This window comes from Richelia intracellularis HH01 (genome assembly GCF_000350105.1).
Lineage (GTDB): Bacteria > Cyanobacteriota > Cyanobacteriia > Cyanobacteriales > Nostocaceae > Richelia > Richelia intracellularis.
Genome location: NZ_CAIY01000044.1, coordinates 55225 through 69124, shown reverse-complemented (window position 1 = coordinate 69124; position 13900 = coordinate 55225). Strand labels below are relative to the sequence as shown.

At 33.0% G+C, this 13900-nt stretch carries 8 protein-coding genes; 6 read left to right on the top strand and 2 right to left on the bottom strand.

Annotated features, from left to right (window positions below; translation table 11 throughout):
* Positions 1-646 precede the first annotated feature (646 nt).
* The 3 genes from RINTHH_RS05140 (at position 647) to RINTHH_RS05130 (ending at position 4142) form a co-directional block, all read left to right on the top strand.
* Entirely contained in the window at positions 647-1975 is a 1329-nt protein-coding gene (locus tag RINTHH_RS05140) for an HlyD family efflux transporter periplasmic adaptor subunit (RefSeq protein WP_231291160.1), read from the top strand.
* Positions 1976-2083: 108 nt separating this feature from the next.
* On the top strand, positions 2084-3241 hold the full coding sequence (gene devC, locus RINTHH_RS05135) for an ABC transporter permease DevC (protein WP_008233707.1): 1158 nt from the start codon (positions 2084-2086) through the stop codon (positions 3239-3241).
* Between the two features lie 157 nt (positions 3242-3398).
* Positions 3399-4142: a DevA family ABC transporter ATP-binding protein gene (locus RINTHH_RS05130; RefSeq protein ID WP_008233706.1), complete on the top strand. Its 744-nt coding sequence runs from the start codon at positions 3399-3401 to the stop codon at positions 4140-4142.
* 1655 nt (positions 4143-5797) lie between these two features.
* Here the strand turns inward: RINTHH_RS05130 and RINTHH_RS05125 are convergent.
* Positions 5798-6355: a hypothetical protein gene (locus tag RINTHH_RS05125; protein ID WP_008233705.1), complete on the bottom strand. Its 558-nt coding sequence runs from the start codon at positions 6353-6355 to the stop codon at positions 5798-5800.
* A gap of 416 nt (positions 6356-6771) precedes the next feature.
* Positions 6772-8127, bottom strand: a complete 1356-nt coding sequence (locus RINTHH_RS05120) for a helix-hairpin-helix domain-containing protein (RefSeq protein WP_044304747.1) — start codon at positions 8125-8127, stop codon at positions 6772-6774.
* Positions 8128-8345: 218 nt separating this feature from the next.
* On the opposite strand from RINTHH_RS05120, the gene gatA reads away from it, so the two are divergent.
* From gatA to ccsB, 3 genes are all read left to right on the top strand, one after another.
* Positions 8346-9803, top strand: coding sequence for an Asp-tRNA(Asn)/Glu-tRNA(Gln) amidotransferase subunit GatA (gene gatA, locus RINTHH_RS05115; protein WP_008233701.1), 1458 nt, complete (start codon positions 8346-8348; stop codon positions 9801-9803).
* A 177-nt stretch (positions 9804-9980) separates the two neighbouring features.
* On the top strand, positions 9981-11714 hold the full coding sequence (locus RINTHH_RS05110; RefSeq protein ID WP_044304683.1) for a DUF3352 domain-containing protein: 1734 nt from the start codon (positions 9981-9983) through the stop codon (positions 11712-11714).
* A gap of 128 nt (positions 11715-11842) precedes the next feature.
* Positions 11843-12823, top strand: coding sequence for a c-type cytochrome biogenesis protein CcsB (gene ccsB / locus RINTHH_RS05105; protein ID WP_008233695.1), 981 nt, complete (start codon positions 11843-11845; stop codon positions 12821-12823).
* The last annotated feature ends 1077 nt before the right edge of the window (positions 12824-13900 follow it).

Below are 13900 nucleotides of genomic sequence, written 5' to 3'. Positions count from 1 at the left end.
CTGGTAATTAGTTTAATAGTAAAAGTCTGTAGTCTTTATTCTCCGTAGTTGGTAAAGATTGCCAAGAAGAAAGTAACTTGTTTATTGCAATTATATAAATATTTCTAGTCTAATATGTTACCTTTAATTTATATTTATATAATTGTTTTATCTAACTTTAATCTAAGTATTCAAATGCTACTAAATAGTTATATTAAAGTACATATTCTAACAGAAATATGTATAGATATAAAACAATAAATTCAGTTTATATATTACATAATCTCAGAGCTAAAGATTTAACTGTGCTTACTTTCAAGACAGGAATAGGATATAGTATACCTGGTTTATTATACTTGTTAATTCTTACCTTTTTATGATTTGAGTAATTTAAGCTATTTACGCATAATCCTGTATATATAGGACTATCAATCAGTAATAATTTAGAATTATTTTTAGTCAAAAGTTTGGGTTCTCAATAATGTCTTGGCATAAATAATTAGTTGTACAACTGTATTGCAGAGAGTTTTGCATCTATAAAAAAGTACGAACAAAATGGACAAAATCATATGTCAAGGGTGAGTGAGCAGCCACAGTTAATAGAGAGGCCACCAGAAGGAAACGAAAGAAAAAAGTATTTTGGGGTCTTGCTATTGTTATACCGGTAGTGATTGTTGCTGGAGCATTAACTCTAGCCAGAATGGAGCAACTTAAGCAGCTCAGTCAACCATCTGCTAATGGTCCAATAATCAATAGTATTAATGCTGTAGGACGCTTAGAACCTAAAGGTGCAGTAATTAGATTATCCGCTCCCACTAATGGAATACAGGCTTCTTCAAGGGTAGATAGAGTTTTAGCGAAGGAGGGACAAAGAGTAAGACAAGGTGAAGTTATTGCTGTGCTAGATAATTATGTTAGCAACCAAGCTAGGTTAGAAGAAGCAAGAGCCAAGCTACAAGAAGCTCGCGCCAACTTAATAAATGTGAAAACTATTTCACCAATAGATTTACAAACTCAGACTGCTGTGGTTGATCGCCTTAAAGCCCAATTAACTGGAGAAATACAGGCTCGGCAGGCCGACATTAAACGTTTAAAGTCACAGTTAGGTGCAGAAAAGATAGCTCAACTGGCTTTTATAAGACGCTTAGAAGCGGAGTTGCAAGGGCAAAAAAATACATTTGCAGCAACTATAAACAAACTAAGTGCCGAAAAACGTAATGCTCAAATTGATTTGCAGCGGTATGATCTCTTATATGCATCAGGAGCTATTTCTCAGCAAGAACACTATCGTCAACAGTTAAATGTAAAACAAGCCAATCAAATACTTAGAGAAGCCCAGGCTAGTCGCAACAAAACTTTGGAAATATTGAGACAGCAGATTGAAGAGGCCTATGCCAACCGAGCCAAAGTGCTTGCTACTTTGATACAACAAACTAATCATGCCCAAGCATACCTAAATCAGACCACAGCAACTTTGCAAAGACAGATTCAGGAACAAATATCAAGATTCAATAAGATTCGGGATTCAAGTCCTAGCAAGATAAAAATAGCACAGGCTCAATTAAATAATGCTATTGCCAGCAACAAGAGAGCTAAAGCCGAACTAGATTTAAGCTACATCATAGCACCTATAGCCGGAGAAATCCTAAAAATTCATACTAAAGCAGGGGAAACAATGGGGCCAGATGGGATTGCTGAAATCGGGCGTACGGACCAAATGATTGCCGTGGCTGAAGTTCCAGAAGATAGCATTAGTAAAGTGCGCCTGGGTCAATCGGCAATAATCAATAGTGAGAACGGAGCTTTTAGTGGAGAATTAAAAGGAACTGTCATCGAGATCGGTCGAAAAATCGGCAAGAAAAACATCCTTAACAATGATCCAGCTGCAGATGTAGATGCCAGAGTTGTAGAAGTTAGAATTTCTTTGTCTCCTCGCGATAGTGATCTAGTTGCTGGTTTAACTGATGCAAAAGTCCTTGTTCAGATTTACCTCTAAATTATTTAGCGGAAAACTATCAATACTATACATTCATAATTTTATATACATCACTATTAATCCTGACCAAAATTGATTGGTAATTATTAAACCATAGGAACTATAAAAATGTTTGGCAAAAAAACACCCCTGGCATGGCTACAAATCAAGCGTGAGAGTAACCGACTAGCAGTAGCCCTAGCAGGGATTGCTTTTGCTGATATTTTGATGTTTATGCAGTTAGGATTTCAAGACTCACTATATCAGAGTAATGTGCGCTTCCATAGTAGTTTAAATGGAGATATTGTTCTAATTCATTCTAAATCTAGTGCTTTACTCTCAATGCAAAAATTTTCTAGACGTAGGTTATATAAAGCAAGGAATTTAAAAGAAGTTGATTCTGTGTATCCTATATACTTAGATTTTACAAGCTGGAAAAATCCTATTAATGGAATACCACGCAACTTGTTAGTAATTGGAATTAACCCAAAAAATCAGATTTTAAATCTATCAGGATTAAGGGAAAATCTAAGTAAAACCCAATTACCTAATGTTGTCCTATACGACCGTTCTTCTCGGAAAGAGTATGGTCCAATTGCAGCAATATTCAAACAAGGAAAACTAGTAAAAGCAGAAGTAGGAAGGAAGTTAATTAAAGTTGGAGGTTTATTTAATCTCGGTACTTCCTTTGGTGCTGATGGTAGTTTAATTACTAGTGATGTTAACTTTTTAAGGATATTCACAAATCGACAATCTGGCTTAATTGATATTGGTTTGATTAAAGTAAAACCCGGTTATAATGCGAATCTAGTGGTGGATAAATTAAGAAAATATTTATCTAATGATGTCAAAATATTAACAAAGAATGAATATATAGAATTTGAAAAAAATTTTTGGGCACGCAGCACGGCAATTGGTTTTATTTTCACCTTAGGAACAATAATGGGTTTTATTGTTGGGATTGTTATTGTTTATCAAATTTTATATACAGAAGTTGCTGATCATCTAACTGAATATGCTACTCTAAAAGCTATAGGATATACACAAAAATATTTGTTGATAGTTATTTTACAAGAAGCTTTAATTTTAGCTTTATTAGGATATATTCCAGGAGTTATATTTAGTTTATTTCTATATGAAGGTGCAAGAAATGCAACTCTTCTCCCAATATTTATGAGCTTTATTCGTGCTTTTACAGTACTAATATTAACGATTATCATGTGTTTTTTCTCCGGCTCTATAGCTGTTCGTAAATTAAAGTATGCAGACCCAGCAGATATTTTCTAAGATATTTTTGACAATTATAATTTTTTGTATTTTACATTACTTCAGAATATTAATTTTCTAATGAAAATAGGAGAAAGTTAATTAATACTCAATAATTAAAATAGATAATACATATATTAATAATATTAGGGAATCATCTATAAAATATTATATATTTATGACCCAAGAACCTGTAGTTTCAGTTAATAACCTCAATCATTACTATGGTAAAGGTTCTCTAAAAAGACAGATTTTAGTTGATATCAACCTGGTAATTAACCCTGGAGAAATTGTCATCATGACGGGACCATCTGGTTCTGGTAAAACCACATTATTGAGCTTGATAGGTGGCTTGCGTTCTGTACAACAAGGAAGCTTAAAATTTTTAGGAATAGAACTATTTGGAGCTGGTCAAGCTGAGCTTGTGCAAATCCGTCGCAATATTGGTTTTATCTTCCAAGCTCATAACTTGTTGGGTTTTTTAAGTGCTAGACAAAATGTACAGATGGCTGTGGAATTACAAGATACTATTTCACCAGCAGATGCTATTTCTAAATCAAAAAATATGCTAGAGGTAGTAGGCTTAGGAAAAAGTATTGATTGTTACCCAGATAATCTATCTGGAGGACAAAAGCAAAGAATAGCTATTGCTCGTGCATTAGTAAATCATCCTTCATTAGTACTCGCAGACGAGCCTACAGCAGCATTAGATAAACAATCAGGACGCGATGTAGTAGAATTAATGCAAAAATTAGCTAAAGAGCAAAGGACATCAATTCTCTTAGTAACCCATGATAATAGAATTTTAGATATTGCTGATCATATAGTTGAAATGGAAGATGGATGCTTAGTTCATGATTCCCAACGAGAAATTATAAACCATGCATCTGAAGTAAGGAATAATCACTCATATTCCTTGTAGGATAAATACTGTAAGTAATATGATTACATAAATTTAAAAAGTAATATTTCATTGTAACCCTCATAGAACTCAACTTCAAAGTTGGGTTCCAATCCCCAAAATTAATATCTATAAAATAGCTGTATATAAGCTACAAAGTTTTTCTGCTTTTAATATTAATTAATTTAAACTTAGCATAGCAGATTAAGTATAATTATTAATTCTTTTATACTGGAAATAATATTAGTAATATTGTTTGAATTCTATTATATCAGTACATATATATACTTTTATAACCGGATATTTATTTGATTATATTATACTTTCTGGTTAAGGTATTTTCCTACAAAGAGGAGTCTTTGATTTTCGAAACTATAATTTGGTTATGCTCCATTTACTATATATTTTTTATTATTTTTAATAAGAGATATATTGTATATTTAAACTTAATTTAATCCTTATTAAAATCTATGTAGTTAGATAATTTTTACTATTCAAATAGTCAAGTATTTTTATTTAAATTTATATGGATATATCTACTACTCTAATTTATATAATTTGCGAAGAATTTATACAATTAGATCATATCTTAGAAAATAATGATTTTTCAAGTTATTAAGTCAAATTATTTTTTATTTTTTAAGCTTAAATTTTTAATTAACATTCATGCATAAACTTGATAATGATAATATTCAACATGTACTAGCATATAAAAGTTTTTACCAAAACTTCTTTCCAGAGAAATAGCTTTTAAAGCAAAGCAGATTTATCGCTGAGTATTAACTTATTTAAGTTGAAACTATTACTAATATTTTTATATAGTTACCTTAGACAAAATATATATTAAAACCTATTTCTAGTATAGTATAACCACATTCAATATCTACGAAAATCACCATATATTGATTTTATGCTTGCAAATACCCAGTTTTACTGCAGTATTCAAATACTGATAAATTTATTTTATGAATATGTTAAAGTTCTTGGATAAACATTGCTTATATCCTTTATAAGGGTACTATTTACTATATACTGTGTATTTATTATTTAGGAATTTTGAGAGAGTGTAAACTGTAGGTAACATATAGTCTAGTTAATTATTTCTCTAAATTATTTGTTGCGAATCCAAGCATATTTAATTAACCATATAATATACGGAGCCTTTCCAAATAATCTTAGATTTATTTAGTTTTAAAAGAAACTTATCACTTAAGAATTGCTGTATTTATTCAATAGTTTATAGCTATTTACTATGTATCTAAGTATGATAAAAATTCTGTAATATAATAGTTTTTATTTTCTATTAAAAGTTGATAATAAAATTATGATATTTTTTGAAAGTGTTTACTTTATATTGAGTTGTTTAAATATAACAAATAATGCAGAATTAAGGACTTATTTAATGTTCTAGATACCCTATGAAATTTAATATATGATTATCTTTCACTTTATAATTTATTTTGAGTAAGTTTATTTAAACCCTAAAATTTAGTATAGACTTTTGTCTTATTGCTATAACTCTATTGCTAGTAATTTGATTTATTTCTGCTAGATAATTTTATTTACTTATTGTCATCTTAGTGTTTTACTATTTGCTTATAGGTATAAGCATTATTTCATAATTATAATGTTAACCTAAAAGATATCATTTTGTGTAAATAATTCAATATCTAAATTTAGGAATATAGATAATTTCTCCGCCATATTTCCAACTCTTCAATGGAAACCGATTTTGTTAATACATTTACCCCACTACCACGCCAGTATATTTCTGGGTCAGTCGAAAAAACTCCTGTTTCTAATTCATTGGCATTAATATTCCAATATTCACTAAATCTACTTTTTAAAGTGATTACTTGATCAAAAACTTTATTTCTATGTTTATTTCGTCTTTTTCTCTCAGTTGCTCCTGTCGCCTGGGTATCAATAAATTTAGTTTCAATTAAAAATAATTTAAATTGAGGGGTAAGGTATACAAAATCACATTTTCCTAGATCTGTGTAGTCTGATATGGGTGATTTTTCAAAAAGTAGCAACTCAGAGCACAGAGGAAACAGTTTTTTTGTATTCATAAATAAATAAGCCTGTAATAAGAGTTCCTTATCGTATGGAAATCCAATTACACCATCAAAAAATCTGCTAATTTCATTGTGGGTTTGAGGTTGTATGACTTTGCAATATCTTACAAATTTGCTAATTGCAGGCGATGCCGTATATATCTGATGTGCGGTCATAGGTATCTTTCCTCCTATCCTCAACATAAAACATAAAAATGATTATTAGTTATGGAATTCTAAAGTATCACTATTCCTAAGTATTTATCATCCGAGTAAGTAACCAAAAGACATACTTTATAGATAATAATACGTTTATATACTTAATAAATACATTACCCTTATATTTGAAATTAGAATATCGTAGTCGCCAATCTTAATCAGTATTGATCTGAACAAACTGTGTTGATTATGACAGTGGCTATGTGAAGGGGAATTTAATGGCAGGGATATTTAACAATATTAGCCCATAGTATATTTAAGATGCTGATACTACTGGGCTTATAGTTAACATTATCCCAAGCCCAAACTTTTGATTAATATTTTTGCTCGATTTTTAGCTTGCACACACCAGTACACCATACAAATTTATAAGTCTATGACTGATTTAGCTGCTGAATACGAGCTGCAAGACCTTCATTTTTTAAGGTCTGAATAGTACTCATAGAGTCATGTACCCAAAATTGTCTACCAAACATAACTAATTTTTGGGAATTTCCGGCTCGAACGATCCCAATAACTGGGATTTTGGATTTTTCCCCTTCTCCAGAATGTTCTTTTAAAATATTCCTTAAACGGTTTTGTTCTTCGATGGTACTTGCCTGATAAGGGGTAAGCTCTATCATAACCATCTGCATCTTTTCGACTGCTTCTGCATTCTCAATAATTAATTGATTTTGCTCATCACGGTGGTCTATTTTTCCCCATAGAATTAGTCTTTCATCAAGTTGCAGCAAGGAATGAATACGTTCATAGGTCCGGGGAAAAACGACAGCTTCTGATTGAGCAGTTAAGTCTTCTATTTGCAGAATGGCCATAGGATCGCCTTTTTTTGTAATTACCTTTTTAACCCCATTGAGCATAACAACAGCACAGATTAAAGCTTCTTGTTTATATTCATCAATTTGAGAAAGGTTTATAGGAAATAAAACCTTGGTAGATTGTCGCAATGAAGTTAAGGGATGCTCGGAAACATAAAAGCCAAGAATTTCTTTTTCTTGACGTAGTTTCTCCTGAGGAGGAAAGTCCTGAGTTGGTTTGGCTTTAGGGGCTAATTCAAAGGCATTTCTGGTTAGGCTGGGGGTATTTTGAGAAGTAAATTCTCCTCCAAGCAAATCAAACAAATTTCCTTGGCCACTAGCCCTGTCTCTGGCACGAGATTGTCCCCAGTTATAGACTAGTTCCAAATCTTGAATTAATTGGTGACGGTTAGAATTGATTTTATCAAAAGCACCGCAATAAATTAGAGATTGTAACGTTCTTCGGTTAACTGTGCTCAAATCAACACGATCACAAAAATCGGCTAAGGCTTTAAATTTCCCTCCTTTCTCCCTGGCTTCTAAAATTGCTGCAATTGCATTTTGTCCTACATTACGTACCGCTGACAACCCAAATAAAATCTTCCCATTCAGGGGCGTAAAATCTACTCTGGAACAATTGATATCTGGAGGATATATAGTAATATTCATACTCATACAAGCAGAAATATATTTCTGTATTTTATCTATGTCACCACTATTAGCAGTCAATAATGCTGCCATGTACTCTAATGGATAATTTGCTTTGAGATATGCAGTTTGATAAGTAACATAACCATAGGCGGTGGAATGGGATTTGTTAAAACAGTTAGATGCAATACAACCATTACTGAGGGCAAAATTATGGGTGTTTTTGACCCCTATGTCATATACCTTCCCAGTACCTAAAGATTTGTAGGATAAGATTTTTGCCATTTTTATTCCCATTAATTAATATTTCAAATGAAAAACTAACAAATTATTTTGTGTCTGGGCTCAATATGTGCCTAATAACTCTGTATGATTTAATGCATTTTGAAACTCTATGTTAGGTTGATAAACTTATATTATTTATATGACTTAATTCCACTTGAGTTACCGCCGGCAATTTATATTATTAAAATCAAACACCTTATTCATACAAGAAGGGAATTATGGCATATATCCTCGAATTGCATACCCAGCTAGTTAACAAAGAACGCTCAGCTGTGGAAATTACCCGGGAGACTTTGGAAAAAATTCAATCCTTGGAGCCTAAACTGCATAGCTTTTTGTGTATAACAGAGGAAAAGGCATTGAAACAAGCTCAATTAGTAGATGCCAGAATTGCAGCTGGGGAACAAATTAGTCTATTGGCAGGAATACCCATTGGCATTAAAGATAATATTTGTACTAAAGGAATTACTACTACCTGCGCTTCACGGATTTTAGAAAATTTTGTTCCTCCATATGAGTCTACAGTAACCCAGAAATTATTTGATGCCGGAGCAGTGATGATTGGTAAAGCCAATATGGATGAATTTGCCATGGGCAGCTCTTGTGAAACATCAGCTTATCAAGTAACAGCAAACCCTTGGGATATTTCCAGAGTTCCTGGGGGCTCCTCAGGGGGTTCAGCATCAGCGGTCGCTGCAGATGAATGTGTGGTGTCCCTTGGTTCTGATACTGGTGGTTCTATTCGCCTTCCAGCATCTTTCTGTGGTGTGGTAGGGATCAAACCAACTTATGGATTGGTTTCCCGATATGGTTTAGTTGCCTATGCTTCATCTTTAGATCAAATAGGACTTTTTAGTCGTTCTGTAGAAGATGCAGCTATATCATTAAGTGTGATTGCCGGTCATGATCCTAAAGATTCCACTAGTCTAAGTATATGTATCCCAAATTACACAGCTAATCTAATACCAGATTTTAAACCCAAGGGAAAAATCAAAATAGGTATAATCAAAGAAACTATTGGGGAAGGTTTGGATTATTTTGTAAACCAGGCATTTTTGAAAGCTATTGATCAATTACAAGCTTTGGGTGCAGAAATCCGTATAATATCATGCCCACATTTTTGCTACGGGTTACCCAGTTACTACATTATTGCCCCCTCCGAAGCTTCTGCTAATTTGGCCCGTTATGATGGGGTGAAGTATGGCTACCGTAACGAGAACGGGGATGACTTAGTATCTATGTATGCAAAGACTAGGTCATCAGGGTTTGGTACAGAGGTAAAACGTCGGATTATCATTGGTACTTATGCCTTATCTACAGGTTATTATGATGCTTATTACCTAAAAGCTCAGAAAGTACGGACACTAATCCAAAAAGACTTTGAGAATGCTTTTACTCAGGTTGATGTGCTAGCATGTCCTACCTCTCCAGTCACCGCATTTAAATCAGGTGAGAAAAATGCTGACCCTCTAAGTATGTATTTAACAGATTTGATGACAATACCAGTTAATCTGGCAGGTTTACCTGGTATAAGCATACCCTGTGGTTTTGATAACAAGAATTTGCCCATTGGCTTACAACTAATTAGTAATGCTCTTAGAGAGGATTTACTTTTCCAAGTTGCCTATGCCTATGAACAGTCTACAGACTGGCATCTATGCAGACCTCAAGTATAAGAGAAGAGTAAGACCTTTCAAGAGAGATAGGCCTTAATTGGCAATGGGGTAAGGAATGTAAGTAGTAGCAAAAAGCAATGCAATAATCTAAAAATGTTCTCTTCACATAAGGTCTCACTAGTATTTATTCCTCATTTTCCTTTCTCATCCAAAATCAAAAATAGTCTGAGGGGTCTTATGACAATACCAGTAGATTCTTCTGTAAGAAGGCAGAAAAAAAATAAATCATACCTTGCTTTAAAATTTTCAATTGCTATATTCTTAATTGCCAGTGGATTAGGAGTATATTGTCTTCTAATTCAAAGTAAATATTTTAATAGTAATTCTCTTCCTGGTAATGATTTGATTCCCCAGGATGCTTTATTATCTTTTTCTTTAACAACTGATCCTAGTCAGTGGAAACAACTGCGGGAATTTGGAACACTGGTAGCCCAAAAAGAACTGGATAAAAATTTAGCGATATGGGTTGACATCCTCTTTAACAGCAAAGGTTATGATTTTCATAAGGATATTCAACCTTGGGTGGGTAATCGCATTACCTTTGTTGTCTTAACCTCTAATAAGAAAAGTATAACAATCAATACCTCTGTTTCTACTAATAGTAAAAGTCTTCAAGAACAGCATCTGGCAATCATACTACCCATCAAAAACCTTGTGAAAGCACAACAAGTTTTATCTCAAACATCGAAGATTTCAGGTAGTCTAATACAACGCGAAAATCCCAGCAAGAGAATTTTGACTCGAACAGTCAAATCCCCATCTGGAAGCAGATTATTCACGGCATTCATAAATCAAAAGTTCTTAGTAGTAGCCAATAATCCCTCAACAATTCAACAAATAACTAATGCCTATAAAAGCAAGTTAACTATAGCTAGTACTAATGGATTCGCCGAGAATTTTTCCAAAATAAAGCATTCTAATTCCTTTATCCAATTTTACTTTAATATTCCTGCATCAGTTAAAATCATGGATGCAGTAACTAAAAGTCGTTTACCGCCCGAGGTCTTAACACGTTTGCAAGATAATCAGGGTTTAGTTGGAAGCATATCTTTAAAACCTACAGGTATTCAATTGCAAGGAATTTCCTGGTTAAACCCTAATAGTCAACGTCAGTTAGAAGTTGAATATGAAAGGGAAAATATGGCAAAATTTCTACCCCCTGAGACTTTAATTATGCTATCCGGGAGGAATTTACACCATTTATGGTTGGACTATGTTTCCATATCCAAAAATAATCCCTTTGCTCCAATCCCTCCAGAACAAATAAAAACAAGTATTAAGGACTATCTGAGTCTCGATTTAGAGCAGGATATTCTGAGTTGGATGGCAGAAGAATTTTCTGTATCTATGGTTCCGAATATTCCACAAGAAGGAAAACAAGAAGATTTTCATGCAGCCATATTATTAATGGTTAAGACAAGTGACCGCCGAAGAGCGGAAACATTTTTCACGAAGTTAGATAACATCATGAAAACTCAGTATCAGTTTCAAATCAAGAAGGAGAACGTGAGGGGTAAACCAGTAATTACTTGGATTTCACCTTTTGGAACTTTGAATGCAACACATGGGTGGTTAGATCATGAGACTTCCTTTTTTATTTTGGGCAATCCAATTACTAATAGAATTATTTCCCTACCCCATAACTCTTTAGCAAATAGCCAAGTATATAAAAATATAGTTTCTTCAGAGCTGACTCCTAGTAGTGGTGAATTATTCATAGATATTGAGAGGGGTCTTCGAAATTTCTCCTTACCGAATATTTTCCCAAATCAAAATCTCCTCTTAGATAGTTCGCGTTTACTTGGTATAACATCTAGGATTCAGGATTCTCATAGCCAGTACTATAAAATTTTTGTGGAGTTGAAGAAGAGTGATGATGTAAGAAGTTTAACTGATAACACTAATAGATAATAAACCTAATTTGAATATATGGTTTTACTATTAACTATTTCCCCTTCTCATCTACAGTTCAAAATACAGGTGTTATCTTAAATATCTGCATTTATTCTAAACAAAAAATTATCGGAGAGAGTAAGTTAATGAATTTGGTTCTACTCCAAAACTATTTAGATAATACAACTTTTGCTGTATTATTTTGTACGGTTTTAATTTACTGGTGTGGTGCATTTTTCCCCAAATTTAAAGGTTTTCAAATTGTAGGTACTACAGGAATAATTATAGCTAATTTGTGTATAGCTACTCTCCTTGGAGCTAGGTGGTTGGAAGCTGGTTATTTTCCCCTCAGTAATTTGTATGAGTCTCTGTTCTTTCTTGCATGGGGTATTACTACTATTCACCTAATTGCGGAAAATGTTAGTGGTAGTCGTTTAGTTGGAGCATTTACATCCCCTATAGTCATGGGACTTACAGCCTTTGCAGCCTTGTCATTACCGCCAGGAATGCAAATGGCAGAACCCTTAGTACCAGCACTGAAGTCCAACTGGTTAATGATGCATGTCAGTGTAACAATGCTCAGTTATTCTGCTTTAATGGTGGGCTCATTATTAGCGATCGCTTTTCTGTTTGTAACTCGCGGTCAGAATATCCAACTCACAGGTAGTTCTACTGGAGCTGCTAGTGGTTATCGTCATAATGGTTATTATTTACACAAACTTGGCACATCAATAGCTAATAGTGATGTAAGCACTTCAATTGGATCTGAAGAGTTACTTTCACCACAACGTCTCAACATTGCAGAAACCTTAGATAATGTTAGTTATCGTATGATTGGTCTTGGATTCCCACTGCTAACCATTGGCATCATTTCCGGTGCTGTATGGGCAAATGAGGCTTGGGGCTCATATTGGAGTTGGGACCCGAAAGAAACTTGGGCATTAATTGCTTGGTTAGTATTTGCAGCTTATCTTCATGCTCGTATTACCCGTGGCTGGCAAGGTCGCCGTCCTGCAATCATAGCTGCTAGTGGCTTTTTTATCGTCTGGATTTGTTATTTAGGGGTCAATTTACTTGGCAAGGGTTTACACTCCTATGGTTGGCTTTTCAATATAATTATTAATTGAATAGGCTATTACTACTTGGGTAGCCAACTAGAAAATTAAGAAAGTAAGTAAGGAAACTATATCGTCAATTCTCACTAACTTGATTCACAACTTTTGGTTTGCTCTAATGTAAAATATAAAGAATAATTTAATCAATTCCTTAAATGGATTTTGGTTTCTTTTCACTGTAAATCCTGACTGTTATTTTAATTAAAAATTAATTTGTTCGACTTGGGAGCTTTAGCTATAGTTCTCATCTGGGTAATTTCCACCAGATATTGGAGATGTTTTAGGTGTATCAATCGTAGAAACATACTAACGAATGAAAGGAATCTGTCGTAAGTATAGTCATATAGATTCAATCTAAAGGGAAATAAATTCTTTAGTTATAACCAAAATATTTTTACTAGCCTTTCATTATCACTTAGATTTTCATAGTAGCAAATATTTTTTTGGGATTAAGTCAGATTTGAAGTTGAAACCATGTAATCTTAATTTTCCATGTAACTATAGTATTTTGTAAAAATTTTAAAATTAAGATTCCATAATTAACAAGTAGCAGGTATTACAAAATTAATAGTCAAAACTCAGGATGATACTGAAAAAAATAGCAGATATACCAATATATATATATAATATTTCAATTAAGTAAAATGTTTTTCAAACACTATACTTGACTCAACCTTCAATTCTCATTCTTTTACTTTTAGATTAATTGGTTCCAGTATGATTTTCTATAAAATGTGATTATTCTAATATAGATATTTTGAATGAGTAGAAATATAATCAGTTAATGTAATTCTTATGTATGCAGATTTATGAAAATTACACTAATTTCACATTGTCTAAAACCAAAATCTCTGGTTTTTCCCCATTAGACATTATTTTTGATTATATCGTCTCTTGTTAAGAGAAAAATTATGTGTCTGCCTTCAAACATCACATATAGCTCTATTGGTTCTGTTTTATTAATCCCAATTATTAATGCTCAATATGTTTTTACTAAGCTATGTTTATTGAAATACGAGAAAAGAGACAAGAGCAAAGTTATCAATTTAAGTATCATAGTAATTAGATTAGAAAATATTCCTCAATTTA

What these genes read in the sequence shown, in the direction of transcription:
- devC (WP_008233707.1), top strand. Translation starts at nt 2,084, where the DNA reads ATGTTTGGCAAAAAAACACCCCTGGCATGGCTACAAATCAAGCGTGAG.
- RINTHH_RS05130 (WP_008233706.1), top strand. Translation starts at nt 3,399, where the DNA reads ATGACCCAAGAACCTGTAGTTTCAGTTAATAACCTCAATCATTACTAT.
- RINTHH_RS05125 (WP_008233705.1), bottom strand. Translation starts at nt 6,355, where the DNA reads ATGACCGCACATCAGATATATACGGCATCGCCTGCAATTAGCAAATTT.
- RINTHH_RS05120 (WP_044304747.1), bottom strand. Translation starts at nt 8,127, where the DNA reads ATGGCAAAAATCTTATCCTACAAATCTTTAGGTACTGGGAAGGTATAT.
- gatA (WP_008233701.1), top strand. Translation starts at nt 8,346, where the DNA reads ATGGCATATATCCTCGAATTGCATACCCAGCTAGTTAACAAAGAACGC.
- RINTHH_RS05110 (WP_044304683.1), top strand. Translation starts at nt 9,981, where the DNA reads ATGACAATACCAGTAGATTCTTCTGTAAGAAGGCAGAAAAAAAATAAA.
- ccsB (WP_008233695.1), top strand. Translation starts at nt 11,843, where the DNA reads ATGAATTTGGTTCTACTCCAAAACTATTTAGATAATACAACTTTTGCT.